Source organism: Ensifer sp. ENS08 (genome assembly GCF_014852195.1).
Taxonomy (GTDB): Bacteria; Pseudomonadota; Alphaproteobacteria; order Rhizobiales; family Rhizobiaceae; genus Ensifer; species Ensifer adhaerens.
The window spans coordinates 1-21,555 of record NZ_JACVBF010000018.1; the positions used below are offsets into that span (position 1 = coordinate 1).

General features: G+C 61.8%; 21 protein-coding genes, 1 tRNA gene and 1 rRNA gene. 8 read left to right on the forward strand and 15 right to left on the reverse strand.

Annotation, left to right across the window (positions count from 1 at the left end):
- Window positions 1–5: 5 nt before the first annotated feature.
- Window positions 6–120, forward strand: a 5S ribosomal RNA gene (rrf, locus tag IB272_RS28085).
- Between the two features lie 206 nt (window positions 121–326).
- Window positions 327–403: transfer RNA gene (locus tag IB272_RS28090), tRNA-Met, on the forward strand.
- Between the two features lie 144 nt (window positions 404–547).
- On the opposite strand, the gene IB272_RS28095 is transcribed toward IB272_RS28090, so the two are convergent.
- Genes IB272_RS28095 through IB272_RS28110 form a run of 4 tightly spaced genes read right to left on the reverse strand, consistent with a single transcriptional unit; the run spans window position 548 to window position 3,957 of the window.
- Entirely contained in the window at window positions 548–1,813 is a 1,266-nt protein-coding gene (locus IB272_RS28095; protein ID WP_192445560.1) for an ABC transporter substrate-binding protein, read from the reverse strand.
- Between the two features lie 19 nt (window positions 1,814–1,832).
- Window positions 1,833–2,879, reverse strand: coding sequence for an aldo/keto reductase (locus IB272_RS28100; protein ID WP_192445507.1), 1,047 nt, complete (start codon window positions 2,877–2,879; stop codon window positions 1,833–1,835).
- Between the two features lies 1 nt (window position 2,880).
- Window positions 2,881–3,231, reverse strand: a complete 351-nt coding sequence (locus IB272_RS28105; RefSeq protein ID WP_192445508.1) for a TIGR04076 family protein — start codon at window positions 3,229–3,231, stop codon at window positions 2,881–2,883.
- 12 nt (window positions 3,232–3,243) lie between these two features.
- Window positions 3,244–3,957, reverse strand: coding sequence for a GntR family transcriptional regulator (locus IB272_RS28110; protein WP_192445509.1), 714 nt, complete (start codon window positions 3,955–3,957; stop codon window positions 3,244–3,246).
- A gap of 95 nt (window positions 3,958–4,052) precedes the next feature.
- On the opposite strand from IB272_RS28110, the gene IB272_RS28115 reads away from it, so the two are divergent.
- Genes IB272_RS28115 through IB272_RS28135 form a run of 5 tightly spaced genes read left to right on the forward strand, consistent with a single transcriptional unit; the run spans window position 4,053 to window position 8,952 of the window.
- Window positions 4,053–4,865, forward strand: a complete 813-nt coding sequence (locus tag IB272_RS28115) for an ABC transporter ATP-binding protein (RefSeq protein ID WP_112977180.1) — start codon at window positions 4,053–4,055, stop codon at window positions 4,863–4,865.
- Entirely contained in the window at window positions 4,862–5,608 is a 747-nt protein-coding gene (locus tag IB272_RS28120) for an ABC transporter ATP-binding protein (protein ID WP_192445510.1), read from the forward strand. Before IB272_RS28115 ends, IB272_RS28120 begins: the two co-directional genes overlap by 4 nt.
- Window positions 5,605–6,516 carry a branched-chain amino acid ABC transporter permease gene (locus tag IB272_RS28125; RefSeq protein ID WP_192445511.1) on the forward strand — a complete coding sequence of 304 codons (912 nt, stop codon included), beginning with the start codon at window positions 5,605–5,607 and terminating at the stop codon, window positions 6,514–6,516. The genes IB272_RS28120 and IB272_RS28125 overlap by 4 nt, the downstream gene beginning before the upstream one ends.
- Window positions 6,513–7,472, forward strand: a complete 960-nt coding sequence (locus IB272_RS28130) for a branched-chain amino acid ABC transporter permease (RefSeq protein WP_192445512.1) — start codon at window positions 6,513–6,515, stop codon at window positions 7,470–7,472. Before IB272_RS28125 ends, IB272_RS28130 begins: the two co-directional genes overlap by 4 nt.
- A 10-nt stretch (window positions 7,473–7,482) precedes the next feature.
- Window positions 7,483–8,952, forward strand: a complete 1,470-nt coding sequence (locus IB272_RS28135) for an aldo/keto reductase (protein WP_192445513.1) — start codon at window positions 7,483–7,485, stop codon at window positions 8,950–8,952.
- A gap of 42 nt (window positions 8,953–8,994) precedes the next feature.
- Here the strand turns inward: IB272_RS28135 and hydA are convergent, their stop codons facing one another.
- From hydA to IB272_RS28160, 5 genes are all read right to left on the reverse strand, one after another.
- A complete protein-coding gene (gene hydA / locus IB272_RS28140; protein ID WP_192445514.1) occupies window positions 8,995–10,425 on the reverse strand; it encodes a dihydropyrimidinase in 1,431 nt (476 codons plus the stop codon).
- A gap of 23 nt (window positions 10,426–10,448) precedes the next feature.
- A complete protein-coding gene (locus IB272_RS28145; protein WP_192357873.1) occupies window positions 10,449–11,720 on the reverse strand; it encodes a cysteine desulfurase-like protein in 1,272 nt (423 codons plus the stop codon).
- Window positions 11,721–11,749: 29 nt separating this feature from the next.
- Window positions 11,750–12,499: an amino acid ABC transporter ATP-binding protein gene (locus IB272_RS28150; RefSeq protein ID WP_192445515.1), complete on the reverse strand. Its 750-nt coding sequence runs from the start codon at window positions 12,497–12,499 to the stop codon at window positions 11,750–11,752.
- Complete coding sequence (locus IB272_RS28155) at window positions 12,499–13,170, reverse strand: amino acid ABC transporter permease (RefSeq protein ID WP_112977457.1); 672 nt, start codon at window positions 13,168–13,170, stop codon at window positions 12,499–12,501. The genes IB272_RS28150 and IB272_RS28155 overlap by 1 nt, the downstream gene beginning before the upstream one ends.
- A gap of 63 nt (window positions 13,171–13,233) precedes the next feature.
- A complete protein-coding gene (locus IB272_RS28160) occupies window positions 13,234–14,028 on the reverse strand; it encodes an ABC transporter substrate-binding protein (RefSeq protein WP_192445516.1) in 795 nt (264 codons plus the stop codon).
- Between the two features lie 154 nt (window positions 14,029–14,182).
- Between IB272_RS28160 and IB272_RS28165 the strand changes: the two genes are divergently transcribed.
- Window positions 14,183–14,881: an FCD domain-containing protein gene (locus IB272_RS28165; RefSeq protein ID WP_192357875.1), complete on the forward strand. Its 699-nt coding sequence runs from the start codon at window positions 14,183–14,185 to the stop codon at window positions 14,879–14,881.
- Between the two features lie 22 nt (window positions 14,882–14,903).
- Here IB272_RS28165 and IB272_RS28170 read toward each other — a convergent pair whose 3' ends face one another.
- Genes IB272_RS28170 through IB272_RS28195 form a run of 6 tightly spaced genes read right to left on the reverse strand, consistent with a single transcriptional unit; the run spans window position 14,904 to window position 21,540 of the window.
- Entirely contained in the window at window positions 14,904–15,686 is a 783-nt protein-coding gene (locus IB272_RS28170) for an SDR family oxidoreductase (RefSeq protein WP_192357876.1), read from the reverse strand.
- Window positions 15,686–16,615, reverse strand: coding sequence for a dihydrodipicolinate synthase family protein (locus IB272_RS28175; protein WP_192357879.1), 930 nt, complete (start codon window positions 16,613–16,615; stop codon window positions 15,686–15,688). The genes IB272_RS28170 and IB272_RS28175 overlap by 1 nt, the downstream gene beginning before the upstream one ends.
- Window positions 16,612–18,072: an amidohydrolase family protein gene (locus tag IB272_RS28180; protein WP_192372642.1), complete on the reverse strand. Its 1,461-nt coding sequence runs from the start codon at window positions 18,070–18,072 to the stop codon at window positions 16,612–16,614. The genes IB272_RS28175 and IB272_RS28180 overlap by 4 nt, the downstream gene beginning before the upstream one ends.
- A complete protein-coding gene (locus tag IB272_RS28185) occupies window positions 18,069–19,538 on the reverse strand; it encodes an ABC transporter substrate-binding protein (protein WP_192372644.1) in 1,470 nt (489 codons plus the stop codon). Before IB272_RS28185 ends, IB272_RS28180 begins: the two co-directional genes overlap by 4 nt.
- Window positions 19,535–20,563, reverse strand: coding sequence for an oligopeptide/dipeptide ABC transporter ATP-binding protein (locus tag IB272_RS28190; protein WP_192372646.1), 1,029 nt, complete (start codon window positions 20,561–20,563; stop codon window positions 19,535–19,537). Before IB272_RS28190 ends, IB272_RS28185 begins: the two co-directional genes overlap by 4 nt.
- Entirely contained in the window at window positions 20,560–21,540 is a 981-nt protein-coding gene (locus IB272_RS28195; protein ID WP_192445517.1) for an ABC transporter ATP-binding protein, read from the reverse strand. Before IB272_RS28195 ends, IB272_RS28190 begins: the two co-directional genes overlap by 4 nt.
- Window positions 21,541–21,555 lie beyond the last annotated feature (15 nt).

The window sequence follows — 21,555 nt, forward strand, 5'->3', positions numbered from 1 at the left end:
GCCGACCTGGTGGTTCTGGCGGGGTGGCTGCACCCGTTCCCATTCCGAACACGGCCGTGAAACGCCCCAGCGCCGATGGTACTTCGTCTTAAGACGCGGGAGAGTAGGTCGCTGCCAGGTCTGCAAATCGCAAGAAAATCCGGAAATCTTCTCGACACAAAACTCGGCCAAGCCGAAACGCAAGGGCCGCCACCAAGCGGCCTTTTTGCGTAGGTAAAATCGAAACACACAACGGGATTTTGCTTCGCAAAACCCGGACCGGAAAAAGCATAAACCGCCAAGCGGTTTACGCTACCGCGCCAAATCCCACAGGGATCTGCGCTGGACGCGGGGTGGAGCAGCCCGGTAGCTCGTCAGGCTCATAACCTGAAGGCCGCAGGTTCAAATCCTGCCCCCGCAACCAAACATACTTGAAAAAGTCTAACCGCTCCCATCTAACGGGGCGGTTTTTGCGTTCGTGGAGGCGAACTCGCTGATGTCCGGTCTGGATACCCTTGCGGTATCGGGCGGCCCTGACGAGCCGCCCGGTGTAGTCTCTGGGGTAGCACTACTTCGAGGGCGAGGCCTTGATTGCAGACACTGCCTCGGATTCCATCTGGCCTACGGTCGTCACCTCCCCGTCGGTGAGCTTCCAGAGGCGGAAGGGGCCGGTGATGTCGCCGTACTGGTCGAAGCTCACAGGGCCGATGACGCCTTCGTACTTGATCGGCTTGCCGTCCTTCAGCAGGCCGAGCGCCTTCTCGAATTCCGCCTTGCCGGCGTAGATCGGCGTGCCGCCGGGTGCTGTGACTTCCGAAATCGCGGTCTTGATCGCGTCCTTGTCGGCCTTACCGGCCTTGGCGATCGCAAGGGCGACGATGGCACCGGCATCGTAGGATCGGTCGGCGGCGGGTGCTGACGGTTCAATGCCACCGGAGAATTCTGCGTAGTTCGCGTTGAAGTATTCGGTGGAGGCCGTCGGCGTGGTTCCCGACGAAGTGCCATAGGCCTCGTTCAGATACTGTGGGCCGACGCTTGCGATGAAGTCCTTGGAATTCATGCCATCATTGAACAGGAATTTCTGCACGCCACCGCCGGAAATCCAGGCGCGGGCAATCGTCGCGCCGTCGACCGGTGTCGAGACGAGGTAAAGCGCATCCGGTTCGCCTCCCATCGCGACTGAAGCTTCAGAGGAATAGCTCGCCTGCTTCTCGTTATAGGGGGTCGTCGAGGTGATCGTTCCGCCGAGCTTGGTGTAAGCGGCGGTGAACTCCTGCATCAGATTGTTGCCGAAGTCGTTGTTGACGTGAATGATGGCAATCTTCTTCATCCCCTGGTCGAGCGCATATTTGGCTGCCGCCGTTCCCTGCAGCGCATCCGAGGTGATGGTGCGGAAGAAGACACCGTTGGTCTTGCCTTCGCGGCCGAGCGCCGTCAGCGTCGGGGAGGAGGAGGCCGGAGACACCTGGACTACACCGGCCGGCGCTGTGACAGATGTCAGGATCGGGATCGACACCGAGGAAATTATCCCGCCGATGATGACCGGCACCTTCTTGATGTTGACGAGCTGTGTGGCCTGATCGACGGCGACATTGCCTTGGCTCTGGCTGTCACGGGTGTCAATCACCAGCTTGCAGCCGCCGACGCCGCCCGCGTCGTTGAAGTCACGAAAGGCCATTTCTACGGATTTCGCGCCTGCCTTGCCGTATTCGCCGGCGGGGCCGGTCAGCTCCATGACCACGCCGACGGTGATGTCGCATCCTTGTGCTGCGGCAGGTGCGGCACCAATTGCAATGCTCGCGAGCATGGTTGAAGCCAGGACGAGGCGTTTCATCTGATATCCCTTGTTCATGTCACTCCCCTTTGTTGAGATTATATTTCATGATGCTGCCGTGACGCCCGGTGCGGTCCCGCTCGAGCGTGTAGACGTCGCCTTCCAGATCGCGTGCTCCAGCGAGGGCAGTCTCGATCTCCCCCAAGTCGACGTCTGAGAGGACGAGATTGGAGATGGCGAGGTTGGAGGTGAGGTGATCGCGATTGCGGGCGCCGACAATGACTGCCGTCACACCGGGCCGGCGGAGCATGGCGGCGCTGGCAATCGTTGCGATGTCGGTTGCATGGCGGTCGGCCACCTTGCGAAGTGTCGACAGCAGTCCCTGGAACAGATCCCAGCCGCCGAGGTCGTCGATGATCAGCTTGTACTTGGTCAGCGAGCGGTTTTCGAGCGGATGCTGCGGTTCTGGTTTGCGGAGCCAGCGGTCCGACAGGAAGCCGCCGGCGACCGTGCCATAGCAGAACAGCGCAAAGTCGTGGCGGGCTGCGAGTTCCACCATGCGCTTTTCCGGGCGCCGGTCGAGCAGCGAATACTGCAGTTGCAGCGAAGTCAGCGGGATCCCGCCATCGAGGATTGCCGTGACATGCTCGCTGTCGAAATTCGTGACGCTGATCTTGTCGATCCGCCCATCCTGCTGGAGCTCTTTCAGCCAGCCAAGCGTCTCCAGCCAGGCAGGCATTTCGTAGTCCCACCAGTGAAACTGGACGAGATCCAGTCGCTCCATGGCGAGCCGTTTGCGCGACGTGTCGATCACACCTTCCACATAGGCCTTGGTGATTGTCGGCAGGACGCCGAGATCGGGCACGAACTTCGTGTGGACGCGAATCTGGTCGAGTGCTGCCTGGCCCTGCATGTCACGGTAGCGCAGCCGGAACCGTCCGATCAGGTCTTCCACGCCGGTATAGATGTCTGCGCAGTCGAAGGTGGTGATGCCGGCATCTGCGAAGGCCACCATGTCTTCGATGGCTGTCTCTTCATCGATGGCACCATGGCCACCGGCAAGCTGCCATCCGCCGCGAATGACGCGGGAGATCTCGTAACCCGGGGCGATGGAGATACGCTGCATGTTACTCTTTTCCTTCGAGGGGCACGGATGTCGTGGCGGCATGGCTGAAACGGCGAAGCCCGGTGCGCCGGATCCGCAATCGGGTGGAGCAGTTGGGATCTGGACAGGCGATGTCCGCATCCGTGGTCATCCAGTCATGCGCATGGGTCGGGCGCTGCTTAGCGGCGAGCAGGGGAAGCACGGAGGCGAGGGAGTAGATCGACAGCCCCTGTCCCGGCGGAAGATAGAGCATCTCGCCGTGGAGCTCGAAATAGTCGCCGGTCTTGGCGCCGCAATAGACGGCCCCACCCTCCGGGATCACCACCTCGACACGTAGGTCAAAGAGCTCGAATGTGTCGTCGGTGATGCTCATCGATGCTCTCCCTCATGCCGCTTCTTCGCCGGCGTCGAGACGCCCGCGCACGAGATCGAACGAGCGCCCGATGTCATTGGAAAGCGCGTTTACCGCAGCCTCTTCATCGCGCGACTCGAGGGCCTCGATGAGTGTCCAGTGATGGTTCGTCGCAGCCAGTCCGCCTTGTTCGTCGTGGATATGGGCGGCGGCCCGGACCACCGGGCCGGACTGGAGCCAGAGGCTTTCCACCATCGGGATCAGCACACGTGAGGAGGCGGCCCGATAGATCTGGAAATGGAAGCGATGGTTGATTTCAGAGGTGATCGGGCCAACGTCCTGGCCATGCCGCTCGAAAGCTGCCTCGCAATCCCGGTTGATCTGTTTCAGGCTTTCGATGTCTTCCGCCGTCAGTCGATGACAGGCGAGCGCCACCAAGCGCCCCTCGATCAGGATACGGGCACGTTCCAGGTCGTCGAGGCGGTCGCGGGTAATCAGCGGCACGCGGACGGAGCGATTAGGCAGGGCCTCCAGGGCCTGTTCGGAGACGAGCCGGCCGAGCGCTTCTCGTACCGGCATGGTGCTCGTCTTCAGCCGATCTGCCATGTCTACGATCCGCAGCATGTCGCCTGCGGAAAAGCCGCCATTGATCAATGTGCGGCGCAGCTGGTCATAGACGCGATCCTGCAAAGTCTCTCGACCGACAGGCGTGAGGAAGTCGCCCGATTGGCCAATCGTGTCCGTCATCCCGCCTCCAAGCCTCCCGGAAATATCGGTTGATTTTCGCGTCCACGTAAAGTTTGATCAAACATCACGGATCAAATCAAGGTTCATTTTTGAAGATGGCTGCTGCCCATTCCCAACCATCACGATCGTTTCAGAGTGCCGCAGCACCGCCTGCCATCGAAGCACGGCATCTGACGAAGCATTTCGATGGGCTGACCGTGGTCTCCGACATGTCGCTTCAGCTCGCACGGGGCGAGATCCTGGGCCTGATCGGGCCGAACGGTGCGGGCAAGACCACCATGTTCAATCTGCTTGCAGGCAGCCTCAAGCCCAGCTCCGGCGAGATCTGGGTCGAGGGGCGTGAAGTCTCGAGCCAAGCGCCGGAGCAGCGCATCGCCCATGGGGGCGCTCGGACTTTCCAGATCCCGCGGCCTTTTCTGGAAATGAGCGTGCTTGAGAACCTCTTGGTCGGCGCTCAGAAGCAGACGGGCGAAGGCCTGTTTGCCAATTTCCTCAAAGCTGGTCTGGTGCGCCGCGAAGAAAAGGCAGCACTTGAGAAGGCACATGCGATCTTGGAGTTCGTCACGCTTTCGCGGCTGGCCCATGAACCCGCGCGCGTGCTGTCCGGCGGGCAGCGCAAGCTTCTGGAACTCGCGCGCGTCCTGATGGCCGATCCGCAGGTGATCCTACTCGATGAGCCGGCAGCAGGGGTGAACCCTGCTTTGCTCGAAGTGATCATGGAGCGAGTGGTGGCGCTGAACGCGGAGGGCAAGTCCATTCTCCTCATCGAACACAACATGGACATGGTGTCGAGGCTGTGCTCGCGGGTAGTGGCCATGGCGCTCGGCAAGCTGCTAGCCGAGGGTGCGCCGGCTGATGTGGCCGCCAATCCCGCAGTCATCGAAGCCTATCTTGGCGGTGGTGCATGATCGATCTTATTCTCAACACCTCTGCGCTGGTCGCAGGCTATGAGCCTGACCTTCCGATTGTTCGCGGCGTGGATTTTTCCGTCTCACAGGGCGAGCTCGTTATCCTTATTGGACCGAACGGCGCTGGCAAGTCCACGTTCGTCAAGGCGATTGCCGGCATGGTGCCGGTGCATTCGGGTCGGATCCATCTGGCGGGGAGGGACATCACGGATGTCGCTCCTCACCGCAAAATGGCCGAAGGTCTGGCCTTCGTGCCGCAGACGGACAATGTCTTTGCCAGCATGACCATCCTGGAAAACCTCCAGATCGCCGTTGCGCTCCTGCCGAAATCAGAGCGTAACCTCGCTATCGAGACGATCCTGACGCGTTTTCCGGATCTTGCCGTCAAGCCGAAGCGCCTGGCAGGCGCACTCTCCGGTGGGCAGCGGCAGATGCTGGCTGTGGCACGCGCGCTGGCGCTCAATCCGCCGGTTCTGATCCTCGACGAACCCTCCGCCGGCCTCTCGCCAAAGATCGTCGGCGAGGTCTTTTCCATGCTGAAGCGCATCAATGGCGAGGGCGTGACGATCGTGCTGGTCGAGCAGAACGTCAAGGCGGCCATGGCGATTGCCGATCGCGCCGTCATTCTGGCCGAAGGGCAGATCCGCCACGAGGGGACGCCTGAGGATCTCGCCGATGATCCACTCATCGGAAAGATCTATCTCGGCACGACTGGGCGCGCAGCCAGTGAGGTCGCGTCATGAACCCGCAATTCCTGATGGACGGACTGATTGCTGGCGCGATTATCGGCTTGGGCGCGGTCGGCGTGACGCTTACCTATTCGATCCTGCGCTTCTCCAATTTTGCGCATGGTGAGCTTCTGTCCTGGGGTGCCTATCTCGCACTCGGCATCAGCAGTGCGCTTGGCGTATTGGCAGCAGGGCTTACGACGCCGATTGGTCCGTTCTCCTTTGGTTGGGCGCTCCCGATCGCTGCGGTGCTCGCCATCGCACTGACGGGGCTCCTGGCGCTTGCCGTAGACGCGGCGCTGTTTTCGAGCTTCCGGCGACGCGGCAGCGCCATCATCATCATGGTCATGGCAAGCTTTGGCGCGTCGCTTGCCCTGCGCAGCCTGCTCGAATTCTTGTTTACCTCGAAGCCTGCCTATTTCAGCCAGGCGCTGCAGATTGCGATGAAGCTGGGACTGGGTCTCAGAGCCACGCCGGACCAGCTGGCCATGCTGGCCGTGGCTCTGGTCTCTGTCGTCACCGTGCATCTCGTCATGACGCGGACGGATATCGGCCGGGCCATGCGTGCGGTCAGCGAAAATCCCGGGCTTGCCGGTATCGCCGGCATCGATGTTCGCCGGGTCATCCGAACGGTCTGGTTCTTAGGCGCCGCGCTCGCCTGTGTCGCCGGCATCATGAGTGGCCTGATCATCCAGATCCGCCCCTATCTCGGGCACGATCTTCTGCTGCCCTTGTTTGCGGCCGCCATTCTCGGCGGTATCGGTTCGGTTCCGGGCGCCATGATTGCCGGCCTGTTCATCGGTCTTTCCGAAGCCTTCACGGTCCAGCTGATCGGGGCCGAATGGCGGGCGGCGGTGTCCTTCGCCATCCTGATTGCGGTTCTTCTCGTCCGCCCCCGCGGCCTGTTCGGAAAAGCGACATGAGCATCGATCTTATCGCCTATGGCGCCTTCTTCCTCACCATGGCCTTCACCTATGCGATCATCTGCCTGGGGCTGAATGTTCAGTGGGGCATGACGGGACTGTTTAATGTCGGGATCGCCGCATTCGTCGCGGTCGGCGCCTATACCTCGGCGATCCTCACGACGCCGGACACGGCAGAGCGCTTTGGCGGCTTCGGCATGCCGATTGCCGTTGGGTGGCTGGGAGCTGCCATCGTCTCGGGAGCGCTTTCCTGGGCCGTCGGCGCGCTGACGATCCGTCTGAGATCCGACTACCTCGCCATCGCAACCTTCGGCGTCGCTGTCACCGTTCAGCTCTGCATGCTCAACCTGCAGAGTATCACCGGCGGGGCCTTCGGGATCGGCTTCATTCCCCGCCCGTTCGCCGATCTGCAGGGCAATGCGCTGCTCTTCAGTCTCGCCAATTGCGGTCTCATGGCCCTTGTCGTGCTGGTCCTCTATCTCGGGCTGCAGCATTTGTCGCGCAGCCCCTGGGGACGTGTCTTGCGGGCGATCCGTGAAGACGAAGTGGCCGCGCAGGCGCTCGGCAAGCGACCTGTCCGTTTTCGCTTGCAGGCATTTGCCAGCGGCGGCGCAATCATGGGCCTGGCAGGGGCCGCGCAGGCACACTTCATTGGCTTTATCGCGCCCGACAACTACATGCCGGTCCTCACCTTCCAGGTCTGGGCCATGTTGATCGTCGGCGGTTCAGGCAACAATCGCGGTGCCATTGCGGGCGCCATTCTCGTCTGGGGGCTCTGGGCTCTCACGGCCGCTGCCGTCTCCGCCTTCGTTCCGCCTGAAGAACAGGCGCGTGCCGCCGCATTGCAGATCGTCGCGATCGGCGTCGGGCTTTGCCTCATGCTTCTGCTGCGGCCGCGCGGCCTGTTCGGCGAGGTGAGCCCGCTCGCGCGCCTGAGCCGCAACAAACAATCCTGACCATCGAGGAATGATCTCCGTGTCCCAGCATCCAGAACGCATCAATCTCACCGCGGACCTGTCGATCAGCCGCCTCGTCTGCGGCCTCTGGCAGGTTGCCGACATCGAAAAAGATGGTGTTGCCGTCGATCCGGAGCAGGGGGCTGATGCACTGCAAGCTTATGCGGAGGCCGGGTTCGACAGTTTCGACATGGCCGATCATTACGGATCAGCGGAGATCATCACCTGCCATCTCCTGAAGCGCTACGCCACTGGCGAAAAGCGACCGGTGGCCTTCACCAAATGGTGCCCTGAGCCTGGTCCGATGACGCGCGATGTGGTGCGCCGGGGTGTGGAGGAAAGGCTTACCCGTCTTGGCGTCGACAAGGTCGACCTGTTGCAGTTCCACTGGTGGACATTTGAACACCCAGCCTGGCTCGATGCCCTGCACGAAATGCAGGTGATAAAGGAGGAGGGCCTGATCGGAGCCCTCGGTCTTACAAATTTCGATGCAGCCCATCTCAATCTTGCACTGTCGGACGGGATCGAGATCGCTAGCAATCAGGTCTCCTTCTCTCTGATCGACAGGCGCGCCGCCGGCGATTTGTCGTCCCTTTGCCTCAAGCGCGGCGTTAAGCTTCTGGCCTATGGCACGCTTTGCGGCGGCTTCCTGTCGGAGAAGTGGCTCGGTCAGCCGGAGCCCGCATCGATCCCCGACTGGAGCCGCTCAAAATACAAACGCTTCATCGATACGGCCGGCGGATGGAGAGTCTATCAGGGTATACTGCGGGCGGCATCCACGATCGCCCGCAAGCATGGCGTTTCGATCTCCAACGTGGCCAGCCGCTGGGTTCTCGAACATCCGGCCGTTGCTGCGACAATCATCGGGGCACGGCTCGGTGAAAACGAGCATCGCGACGACAACCTGAAGGTCTTTACCTTCGAACTGGATGCGGGTGATCGAGATCTGCTCGACAACGCCTTTGCCGAAGCCACACCCATTCCCGGCGATTGCGGCGATGAGTATCGCAAGCCGCCCTTCCTGACAGCATCCGGCGACCTCAGTCATCACCTCGATGCGATCCCGTCCGTTTACAAGGCAGTTCCCGTGCCGGGGCGCGAGGATCGCCTGCGTGTTTCCTCCGGCAGCATCTGGGAACCGCTTGCCGGTTACAGCCGGGCCGTGCGCGTCGGTGACCGGATCCTGGTATCGGGCACGACGGCGACGCACGGCAGTAACCGTTGTGTGGCACCCGGCGATCCGGGCGCGCAGGCGACCTATATTCTCGACAAGATCGCCGCATCCATCTCCGCGCTAGGCGGAAAGATGGAGGATGTCGTCCGCACGCGCATCTATCTCAAGGATGCATCACAGTGGGAGCCTGTCTCGCGTGCCCATGGCCGCTTCTTCTCCGAGGCCTTGCCGGCGAACACCTTGATCGAGGCCGGTGCGCTTGTCGGCGAGTATGAAGTCGAGATTGAAGCGGAAGCCGTGGTTTAGGTTTTTCTTGCGGGCGGCATGAGAGCGGCGCCGCCTGTCAATCTAGGGCCTCACTGACGCGACCGATTTGGTGTCCGCGATCAGGTTCGAGCGCTTGCGGCTCTGATACTGTCCTTGGCTGGCCTCCACGACAGAGCCGCGCTCCATGATCGTCTGGCCGCGGACGAGCACTCGTACCGGCCATCCCTGAATCTCCTGTCCTTCATAGGGCGTGTAGTCGGCGCCGTGCTGGAGGATCTGGTTGGTCAGGGTCACGCGCTCCTGCGGATCCCAGAGCGCGATGTCGGCGTCTGAGCCGATCGCGATTGTACCTTTCTGCGGATACATCCCGTAGAGCTTGGCGTGGTTGGTCGATGTAACCGCGACGAAGCGATTGATATCGATCCGGCCCTTCATCACCCCTTCGGAAAACAGGATCGGCAGGCGGGTTGCCACACCCGGAATGCCGTTCGGGATCCAGCGAAAATGGCGCTTGCCCTTCTCGTTCAGCTTGCCTTCCGGATCGTCGAAGCGGAAGGGGCAGTGGTCGGAGGAGAAGAGGTCGAAGACGCCCTGCTCGATCCCCTCCCAGCACGCATCCTGGCTTGCCTTGTCGCGCGGCGGCGGCGAGCAGACATATTTCGCCCCATCCAGACCTCCGAGGTCGAGATCATCTGCCGTCAGCATCAGATATTGCGGGCAGGTCTCGCCGGCGATCTTCTGGCCACGCTGGCGGGCGCGGCGGATTTCCTCCATCGCCTCGCGGTTAGAGACATGGACGATAACCATCGGCACATCGACGATTTCGGCGAACGAGAGGGCGCGATGCGTTGCTTCGCGTTCTGCCGCGACCGGCCGGGTCGTGGCATGATATTTCGGCGCGAGTTTCCCCTCTTCTTCATGCCGGCCGATCAGGTAGCGGATGGCGTCTTCGTTTTCGCAATGGACCATGACCAGCGCGCCGGTGCGACGCGCGGAATCGAGGGTTGCCAGGATCTCGTCGTCCCGCAGGCGAAGTCCCTCATAGGTCATGAAGACTTTGAGAGAGGTGTAGCCGTCTTCGACGAGAGCCGGCAGTTCCTGGCCGAGCACTTCCGCCATCGGATCAGTGATCACGAGGTGGAAGGAAACGTCGACATGGCATTTTCCGTCGGCCTTGGCGTGGTAGATCTTCAACGCTTCACGCAGGGACTGCCCCTTTTCCTGCATGCAGAAGGCGAGCACCGTGCTGTTGCCCCCGATCGCCGCGGACCGCGTGCCGCTGTCGAAGTCATCCGCCATGACGATCCCGTCGCCCGAGGGCTGGTCGAGATGCACATGGCTGTCGATGCCGCCGGGCAGCACGAAGAGGCCGGAAGCGTCGATGACCTCATCGGCTTCCGTCAGCTCTGCCGCCAGCGCCACGATCCGGCCGTCCCTGATGCCGACATCGCTCACAAATGTGTCGCTTGCCGTTACCACCGTTCCGTTGCGGATCACCGTATCGAAGCGCATCAGTCAGTCCTTTTCGTTGATTTTCAGCTTGCCTTGGCAAGTCCCGCCTCACCGGCGAGGATGGTGTCGAGGGCCGCGGTGAAGCGATCGACTTCCTCGATCGTGTTGTAATGCACCATCGAGACACGCAGCATGCCGCCATGGTCGGTCAGTCCAAGATATTCAGCAAGCCGACGTGAATGGAAGTCTCCGAAGCGCATGGCGATCTTCTCGGCGTCCATGGCCTTGCAGAGGTCTGCCGCCTCGCGTCCATCGAAGCGGAAGGCAATGGTGGGCACACGTTGGCTGTCGGGGTTCGCCGACTGCCCGATGATCCGGCAGTCGTTGCGCGAACGAAGATAGGTCAGAAGCCGCTCGGTGAGCGCGTCTTCCTGAGCGGTGATCGCGCCATAGGCAGCTTCGATCTTCTGCCTGACAGTTCCGGTTTCGCCGGCCTGTTCGCCGAGTGAAACGAGATAGTCGACGATGCCACAGGTCGAATAGGCGAGTTCGTAATTGGGATTGCCCGGCTCCAGTTTGCCCGGCACTTTGTCCCGGCCGTAGAAGTAGTGGTAGAGCGTGTCGAGCTCGAGCAGCAGGTCGTATTTGCCGTACATCAGCGCGTAATGCGGACCATAGGTCTTGTAGAGGCTGAAGACGTAATAGTCGACGTCGAAGGCCTGCACGTCGACCGCCCGGTGCGGGGCATAGGCGACGGCATCAACGCAGATCTTGGCGCCACGGGCATGGACGAAATCGGCGATCTCGCGGATCGGATTGATGGAGCCGAGGATGTTCGAGCAATGAGTCACACAGACGAGCTTCGTGCGCTCGCTCATCAAGGGGGCGAGATCGGCGAGGTCGAGTGACAAAGTTTCCTTGTTCAGCGGCCAGATCTTCAAGATGACGCCGCGTTCCTGCAACCGGTCCCAGGGACCGATGTTGGATTCGTGATCCGATACAGTGATGATGATCTCGTCGCCGGCCGTCAGCTGGCTGTGCATGGCGCGGGCGAGGTTTTGCAGCAGTGCGGTGGTCGAGTTGCCGAAAACGATCTCTTCCGGACGCTGTGCATGCACGAGATGCATGGCGGCGGTCCGCGCCTCGTAGAGGGCTGCCGCCGCGGCCTGCGAGACTTCGTAGGAACCGCCGAGCTGGACGTTCTTCTCATAGAGGAAGGTGTTGATCCGCTCGACGGCAATTTTGAGGATCTGGGAGCCTCCCGCATTGTCGAAGAAGGTCCAGCCGCGGGCCAGGCCCGGGAACTGGCTGCGCACATAGTCGAGATCGAGCGACTTGGTGGAAGGTGTTGCCATTGCGGGTGTCCTCCGATGTTTTTTCCTGTTTAATGGTTGAGGACTGCGCGGAGGAAACCGCGCGTCCGCTCATGCTTGGGGGCGTCGAAGATGTCTGCCGGGGTGCCGCTTTCGACCAGCCTTCCGCCATCCATGAAGATCACCCGGTCAGCGACCTGGCGGGCAAAGCCCATTTCATGGGTGACCACGACCATGGTGACGCCTGATCCGGCAAGCTTGCGCATGACATCAAGCACTTCGCCGACCATTTCTGGATCAAGCGCCGAGGTCGGCTCGTCGAAGAGCAGGACGCGCGGCTCCATGGCCAGCGCCCTGGCGATCGCCACGCGCTGCTGCTGGCCGCCGGAGAGCTGACCTGGGAACTTCTCCGCTTGCTCGGAGATGCCGACGCGGGCGAGCAGTTCGCGGGCCTTACGTTCCGCTTCCGCCACGGATGTGCCGCGCACCCGCATCGGAGCAAGCATGACGTTTTTCAAGACGGTCATGTGCGGAAAGAGATTGAAGGACTGGAAGACCATGCCGACTTCGGCGCGGACCTTTGCGAGGGCCGGGCCGGGCTCGACGCGGATGCCGTCGACGGTGATCCGGCTTTCCGGCGCGAAAGCTTCGAGATGGTTGATGCAGCGGATCAGCGTGGACTTGCCCGAGCCCGACGGGCCGATGACGCAGACGACTTCGCCTTCGGCGATGTCGAGGTCGATACCGTGCAGGACGGTGAAGGCGCCATAGGCCTTGGTGAGCCCGCGGATAGAAATGAGAGGAGCGGTCGTTGCGGTCATCAGCGCTTCCCCCGGCTGAAGTGTTTTTCGAGACGCGAGACGACGGCGACCATCGGCCAGAGCAGGGCGATATAGATGAGCGCCGCGCCGATCAGCGGTGTCGGATTGGCGGCGAGCGCCTGGGCCTGGGTCGCCTGCTTGAGGAGATCCGGCATGGCGACGACGGAGGCGAGCGCCGTATCCTTCATGACGTTAATGCAGTTGTTGGTGAGCGGCGGAATGACGATGCGGATCGCCTGGGGCAGGATCACGTCGATCATGGTGTGGCGGTTCGACAGACCGAGCGCTGCGGAGGCCTCGAACTGGCCGTGCGGGATCGCCTCGATGCCGGCGCGGAAGATTTCCGCCGTATAAGCCGCCGAGACCAGCGACAGTGCAGTGACGGCCGAGAGGAAGGGTGAAAGGCGAATGCCGATGAAGGGCAGGGCATAATACACGATGATCAGCAGCACCAGCAGCGGGATCGAGCGGAAGATGTCGATGTATATGCGGATGAGGATCTTGATGAGGCTCGGTGCATAGAGGCGCGTGACCGCCAGGAAAAGGCCGCCGGCAAGACCGACGAGAATGCTCGTCACCCCGATCTGCAGGGTCACGATCAGCCCCCACAGTAAGACTGGAAGGCTGTTAGCCAGGACATCGAGGTTGAAGAAGGTATTGATGAGTGTCATGCCGCATCGGCTCCCATGGCAGGCCGGCGGAACGAGACCGTCCCGCCGGCCGCGTTTCGAGCGTTACTTGCCCTTGGGCATGTCGAGGACGGCGACCGTCGAGGTCGTGTCTTCGGCCTTGGCGCCGAACCATGTCTCGTGCAGCTTGGCGATAAAGCCTTCCTGCTTCAGTGTGCTGATGACGGCGTTGACTTCGGTTGCGAGCGGATCGTTCTTGTTGAACATGATCGAGTATTTCTCGCCGGTCGGGATGCGCTCGACGACCTTCAGTTCCGGCTTGTCCTTGACGTAGTAGAGCAGTGCAGGGATGTCGGAAATGTAACCGTCGACGCGGCCAGCGACGAGATCGAGCATGGCCGGCTGCAGGCCTTCGAAGCGGCGGATCTCACCGAGCTTGTATTCTGCCTTGTGCGCGTCGGCCCAAATGTCGCCGGTCGACCCGGTGTCGACGCCGACGACCTTGTCGCCCATGTCCTTCAGACCCGTGATGCCGGAGGCGGCCGTCACGGTGAGCGACTGGTCGCTGTCGTAATAAGGCTGGGCGAAGGTAACCGATTCCAGGCGCTTTTCGGTGATGGTGATCGAGGAGATCGCCATGTTGATGCGGCCGGACTGGACTGCCGGGAAAAGGCCGTTGAAGGGCGTGTTGACGAACTCGACTGTCTTGCCGAGGCGCTTGGCAATCTCGTTGACGAGGTCGACCTCGAAGCCCGACACCTTGCCGCTGGCGTCTTCGAATTCCCAAGGTACGTTGCCGATATTGGCGCCGACGGTCAGGTCGGCGGCATAAGTGGAGGTGCCGAACGCGGCCAGCAGGCCCGCGAAGATGGATGCTTTAAGTCCGGTTGAACGTGTCATGAGAGTTCCCCTTGTTTTTTGAACATGTCTCAATCTACATTGGTCTAACTGGTCAGACCAGTCAGGCCAAACAAGCATGCTGCTTTGTGCTTGGCAAGAGGATGGCGGAAAAAATAGATTGCGCGTTGAAGCACGCCGCCAGGAAAGGGACTGCATGTTCAACAAGACGCTCGTTCCCCAGTCCGTGGCACGCGAAATCCAGGGTATGATCCAGTCCGGACAGCTGAAGCCGGGCGAGAAGATCCCATCCCAGCGGGAGTTTTCCCAGAAATTCGGTATCAGCCGGGCCTCTCTGCGGGAAGCGTTGCTGACATTGGAAACGCTCGGGCTTTTGAAGACCGAGGCTGGGCGGGGCACCTTCGTTGCGAGCCCTTCTGCGCCCAGCTCGGGTGCAGCTGGTCACATGGCACCCTGGCGCTATTCCGACAGCCATTCGGTGTTCGACGTCTTCCAGACGCGCATCCTGCTGGAAGGCGAGATCGCCCGGCTGGCCGCGGGGCGTCTCACCCAGTTGCAGCTCGACCAGATGGAGCAGGCGACCCGGACGATGGAAGAGTGCTGGGCGAGCCAGGATCTTCTGGCCAATGTCGAGGCGGATCTCGAGTTTCACGGCACCATCGTCTCCGCCTGCTCGAATGCCATGCTCAAGGCGCTGTACCAGACGGTGCGGGATCAGGTGGCGGAGACTCAACGTCAGCCGATCCCGATCACCGACCCGGAGCGCATGCGGGAATCGATCGGCGAACACCGCAAGATCATTGCGGCACTCAGGGCCAATGACGGTGCACGGGCGAAGCTCGAGATGGAAACGCATATCCGCAATACGGCGCGCTGCGCGGGTCTGGAGCCGTAAGCCGGGTCTGCCTGGCAAACCGTCACACAGATCTTATCGCCCCGCCATCCACCCGGATCTTGCTTCCCGTTACGTAGGACGCGGGCTCGGAGGCCAGGAAGACGGCAACGGCGGCGAATTCCTCCGGCCGACCGTAACGTCCTGTCGGAATACCGGCCGCGGACTCGGCGGCGATCGCCTCGACGCTCTTGCTTGAGCGGCTGGCTGCGGCTGCATCGAGTTCGTCCACCCTTTGTGTGTGAATGCGCCCCGGAAGAAGGACGTTCACGGTAACGCCGTCTGCTGCCACTTCCGCAGCGAGTGTTTTCGACCAGCCGATCAGGGCCGAGCGGATGCCGTTCGACAGTGCCAGCCGTGCGATCGGCTGTTCTACGCCTGAGGAGGCAATCGATATGATCCGACCCCAGCGCTTTTCCCGCATGCTTGGAAGGAGACTGGTGGTCAGATGAAAGATGTTGGCGGCCATCGTCTCGAAATGATTGAGCCAGTCCGTTCGTTTCGCATCGATGGCTGCGGCCGGCGGCGGGCCGCCAGAATTGTTGATGAGGATGTCGACACCACCTGCCGCAACAAGAGACGCAATTGCCCCATTCACGCTGTCGATGTCGGAGAGATCAAGCTGCAGCGGGATGACGGGACCGGCCGTTGGCGCGAGTTCGGAAGCCCAAGCCCAGATGGCGGAGGTGTTGCGGGCGGCGGCATGGACCGTCACCCCTTCTTCCGCGAGCCCGCGGGCGATCGCCGCACCCAGTCCGCGGCTTGCACCCAGCACGAGAGCGGTTTTGTTTTTCAAGCCGAGTTCCATCAGCCGAGCTCCTTCAATCGTCTGTCCTGGCGCGTTATGAGGCGCTCGATCTCGCTGATATCTGCGGGAGAGAGGGCTCCGCCCGGTTTGCGCAGTGCCGACGTGGCGATGGCACCTCGTTTCGCCATGATGTATTTCCGGATGGAAAGGCCAAGGCCCGGTTGCTGTTCGTAGCGGGCGAGCGGGAGATAGGCGTCGAAGATGTCCTGGGCGCGCTCCGGATTTCCCTGCTCGTTATGGTGGACGACGTCGCGCATCATTTCCGGATAGGCAAAGCCTGTCATGGCGCCGTCTGCCCCGCGCGCCATCTCTTCGGGCAGGAAGATGCCGCCATTGCCGCACAGGATCGAAATGCGCCTCTTGCCGGAAGTCTCCGAAGCGGTTCGTAGTGCGGTAATCTTGGAAAGACCGGGCCAGTCCTCGTGTTTCAGGCAGACACAGGTCGGGATCTGATCGATGATCGTCTGGATCACGGAGACGGGGATGGTGACGCTCGTGACGAGAGGGAAATCCTGCAGCACGAAAGGCGTATCGCCGATGAACTCCGCCGCCTGCTTGTAGTAGGTGACGATCTGCTGATCGTTGCGCAGGGACGAGGGGGGAGCGATCATCACGCCAGCCGCGCCATCATCCATGACCATCGAGGTCAGAGCCTGCATCTGGGCAAAGCCTGCAGCAGAGACGCCCGCCACAACCGGCACGCGGCCATCGACCCTGCGTAGGATACGTCGGACATAGGTCTGCGATTCCTCGATGGTCAGCTTTTGCGCTTCGCCCATCATCCCAAGCACGGTCAGTCCCGTCGCGCCGCGCTCGAGGTAGAAATCCACCATGCGGTCCGTGCTTTCCAGATCGAGATCACCCGTTTCCGTGAAGGGGGTGAGTGCTATGACGTAGACGCCTCTTGCCTCTTCATTCAGCCTCATCATTGGCTGTCTCCTTGATGTTTCGAATATCTTGCATGGCCAAAAAAGCCTTCGGGCTGGCCGATCATCTTTTCGAGGCCCATGCGCTCGATCAGCAACCGGGCTTGCTTGTCGGCTTCTGCGATGACCTCACCGAGGTCCGTCAGAAGAGGCCGGCCACCTTCGAGCAGGATCTGCCCGTCGATCACGACAGTGTCGACGTCGTTCCCATTGGCGAAATAGGCCAGGCGGAAGATCGGCATCTGGTAAGGCGCTAAGTGTGGGCGCTGCATATCGACCACCACGATGTCGGCCTTCTTGCCGACTTCGAGGGAGCCGAGGTCCCGGTCTAGCCCCAGGGCGGTCGCCGCATCGATCGTCACCATCTCAAGGGCCTTGCCTGGAGGCAGGACCGAGGGATCGCGAAAATGGGCGCGGTGATAGTGCATGCATTGCTGCATGTGCCGGAACATGTCCGCCGATCGGTCGGGAGCGGTTGCGTCGGAGCCGATGGCGACCACAGCGCCAGTCTCAATCAGTTCGATCGCCGGGCACCGGCCGAGGATGGAGGCGATGGCACTGGGGTTATGGGCGATGCGGGTGCCGGTATCGGCGATGATGCGGATCTCTTCTGGCGTGATGTCGATGGCGTGGGACAGAAGCGCGTTCGGTCCGAGGATGCCGAGCTTTTCGGCGCGGGAGACGGAGCCCCTCCAATGACCATCCTGCGTGAACACCACACCCGCCTCGCGTGAGAGCGCCCGCACGGCCTTGGTTTGTGCGACCGCGGCTTCGTAGTCTGCGGCTGACATGTCGCGTTGGTGTTCGTCACGCAGGACGGGGGTGAGCAAGGCGATGTTCAGGCGTCCGCGCCCGTGCCACAGATCAAGCAGTTTCCGACTGACGCCAAACTGTTCCTCGAAGGTCACCGGTCGTTCTGACGCCTTGCCGTCGTGCCAGGACGCATAGGTTCGCGGATGCGGGGGGCGTGTCGGTCCGACGGCGACGACCGAGCGCGTGCCGACTGCCGCGACGCCCTCGCAATGGGCGCTCCCATAGGCGACGTCATCCGTCCGCATGATCGTGTCGCCGCCACCAAGAAGCGAAACGCCGGTGGTGACGCCGAAGCGCAGGCGCTCGAGGGCGGCAAGCCGCGCCTCCGCAAACCAGAATTCGGGTGTCGAGCCGACGGTATAGGCAGCGTTGCAGATCTCTTCCCAGTGATTGCCTTGCTCCATGCCCATGGTCTTGATCAGACCGTGGCCGGCATGGGCATGGACGTCGATCATGCCGGGCATCACCACCTTGCCGCTGGCGTCGATATGGCGCTCGGCCTGATATTCTCTGGCGATCTCGTCCGTGTGCCCCACCGCGACGATGCGATCGGCAAGAACAGCGACCGCACCCTTGTCGAGGACGCGGCGACTGCCGTCCATGGTGAGGATGGTTCCGTCGCTAATGATCAGATCGACGCGCCTCATGGTGCTCTCTCCCCAGACTGGAAGTCAGGGAGCCGCGTCACGTCGAGCACGCAGTCGTGGCGCATGCGCCAGTCCGGCCAGGACCCGGACAGGCCTGTCACCCTCAGCGGATTGTAGAGATAGAGCCATGGAGGATCCACTTGCAGCGTGTGGAAGGCATTCTCGAAGATCTCCGCACGCTCATGCTGATCAACCGTTGCCCGGCCCTTGTCGAGCATGTCTTCGGCCTTGGCATTATGGAAGCCCAGCCACCAGGAGCCTTGGGCTCTGTGGTCGATCTTTTCCGCGAGGATGCGGAAGGTGCTCAAGGGGCTGGAATCGAAGACGCACATGTCGCGCACCTGCTTCAGGCGGACACCATGGGCGTAGGCCTCGCGGTCCGCGTGGAGGTGTACGTTCAGTGTCACACCAATTGGGGCAAGCTGCTCGGCAAGAGCGGCCGTCAGTGCCTCGGCTTCATCGGGAAGGCGCGTCGGGCAGTCGACCTCGATGGTCAGGCCTTCGCTGAAGCCGGCCTCGGCAAGCAGCATTTTTGCCTGATCGAGATCAGGGCGCAGATCCTCTGATGGCAGGCTGCCGAAATGCACGGGGCTGACGAAGCCGGTCAGTGGCTTTGCTGCACCGCTCACCACCCGATCAATCAGGGCCTGGCGGTCAATCGCCAGATTGAGAGCGCGGCGAACGCGGCTGTCCGTCAGGGGTCCCCTAAAGGCATTGAAGAGATAGATGACGGCGACGGGCACGAGTGATGTGACCCGCGTATGCTCGGCCGTTTCTTCGAGCGCTTTGGAGGCTTCGTAGTCGAGGCTGTTTGCCACCTGCGCCTGGCCGGAGATCAGCATGCCCAGCCGCGTCTCCCTTTTCGGTTCCAGGCGAAAGATGAGTTCGGCATTGGCTGGTCGCTCGCCATGCCAGCCACCGAAACGTTCGAGGTGAAGGGCATGGCCGGGTTCGCAGGAAACCAGGCGATAGGGGCCTGTACCGACCGGCTGCGACGTGTCTCCCGCCTCGTAGCGGTCCAGTGCTGAGGGAGCGACCACGTAGCCATAAACCAGGATATCGAGGAGATCGGCGATCGGCTTCGACAGGCGGATGGCGACTGTTTGGGGATCGACCGCCTCGATCTCCGCATCTCCAAGATACTGGTGCCAGACCCCGAGCGCACCGAGCGTGTAGCCTTTGTCAGGACGGGCCATGCGTATCAGGGATTGGCAGACGGCCGCCGCATCGCAGGGGGTGCCATCGTGAAAGCTCAAGCCTTTTCTCAGCCTGAACGTCCAAATTCGCGCATCCGGCGTGACATCCCAGGAGCTTGCCAGTGCTGGCACGTAGCCATCATCCTTGCCATAGCGCACTAGTCCGTCGAACAGGGCGTCGAAGACGGCCAGCATGTCATTCGCATCGGTGCAGTCATGCGGATCTTCGAGGGCAAGGCGCGGTTGAACAATGACGACGGGTGAACTCACTGGCTTTTCCTTTCGGCATCATTGCGATCATGGAGGTGGCATGCAACGGCGCTGCCATCCGGTTGGGGCGTCAGAACCGGACGCTCGATCGCGCATCGATCGAAAGCAATGGGGCAGCGGGTTCTGAAGCAGCAGCCGGAGGGCAGGCGCAGTACGCTTGGCACTTCGCCGACGATCTCGATCTTCGGTTTCGCCAGCGTCTTGTCGATGGTCGGCGCGGCCGAAAGCAGAACCTGCGTATACGGATGTTTCGGCTGGCTGAACAACTGGTCGCGGCTGGCCGTCTCCACCATGAAGCCGAGATACATGACGCCGATGCGATCGGCGATGTGGTGAACCACCGAAAGGTCATGCGAGACGAACAGATAGGAGAGGCCAAACTCGTCGCGCAGGTCCATCATCAGGTTGAGGATCTGCGCCTGGATCGAGACGTCGAGCGCTGAGACAGGCTCGTCGGCAATGATGATCTTTGGCCGGACCGACAACGCGCGTGCGATGCCGATCCGCTGCCGCTGACCTCCGGAAAACTGATGCGGGTAGCGTCCCGCCTGTTCGGCATTGAGGCCGACCTTTGCCAGCAGCGCGATCGCCTCGTCATGGAGTTCGCGTCGGCTGAGCTTGCCCCCGGCCTGAGCGCGTCTCGGCTCCATCACGATGTCCCTGACCCGCTGCCGAGGGTCGAGGGAGGCATAAGGGTCCTGGAAGATCATTTGTAGTTTGCGGCGGATCGCGCGCATTTCGCGAAATTGCATCCGCGAAATGTCTTCCCCGTCGATCCGGATTTCGCCTGCGGTCGGCTCGTAGATCCGGGCGATGGTCTTGGCCACGGTCGACTTGCCGCAGCCGGATTCGCCCACCAGGGCCATGACCTCGCCGGGTGCAATCGACAGGTCGATACCGTTGACCGCCCGCACCTGCTTCTGAGGAGCGAGAAGTTCTCCCTTTCCGAACTGCAGCCGATCGAAAAGACCTCCCACGGGGAAGGCTTTGACCAAGCCTCTAACATCGAGCACGGGGGTCGTCATGGCGCCGTCTCCTCCAGCGGGAAGTGGCAGGCTGCATCGAGCGAGCCGCGCACGGGGGTGAGCGCCGGCGTTTCTGCCGAGCAGATGGCCTGAGCCCTGAAACACCGGTCCCTGAAACTGCATCCCTCACCGAGCGTGCGGATGTCTGGCACCGTGCCGGGTATCTGGCTGAGGCGCTCCCGGCGATCGGTGATCTTCGGGATGCTGTCCAGGAGACCGCGCGTATAGGGATGGGCCGGGGAGCGGATGATCTCGCTCGTGACTCCCCTTTCTACGACCTTTCCGCAATAAAGCACGACCACCCTGTCTGCCATCTCGGAGACAACCGCGAGATCGTGGGTGACGAGGATCATGGCCGCTCCGCGCTCGACAATCTGGCGCCGCATGAACTTGAGGATCTGGGCCTGGACGGTGACATCGAGAGCCGTGGTCGGTTCGTCCGCGATGATCAGGCGGGAACCGGCCAGGAGCGCGATGGCAATCACGACGCGTTGGCGCATGCCGCCCGAGAACTGGTGCGGGTAGGCGTCTAGGCGGCTGGCGGCCTCCGAGATGCCGACATCTTCGAGCATCTCGATGCAGCGTGCACGCCGTGCATTCTGATCGAGATCGGTATGCAGGCGCAGCATTTCGTCCATCTGCCGCCCGACCGTGTAGACCGGATTGAGAGACGTCATGGGGTCCTGAAACACCATGGCGATCTCGCCGCCGCGCACCGCGCGCATTTGATCCTCGCTCTTGCGCGTCAGGTCTTCGCCGGCAAAAACAATGCTGCCTGCCTCGATACGACCGGGGGGATCGATCAGGGCGAGAATGGAAAAGCCGATCACAGATTTGCCGCCACCGGACTCGCCGACGAGGCCGACCACCTCGCCCGGGCAGACATCGAAGCTGACGCCGTCGACGGCCCTAACTACGCCGCCGAATGTATGGAAATGCGTTTTCAGATCCCGGACTTCGAGAAGTGCTTCGCCCATGGTCACTGTCTCCTT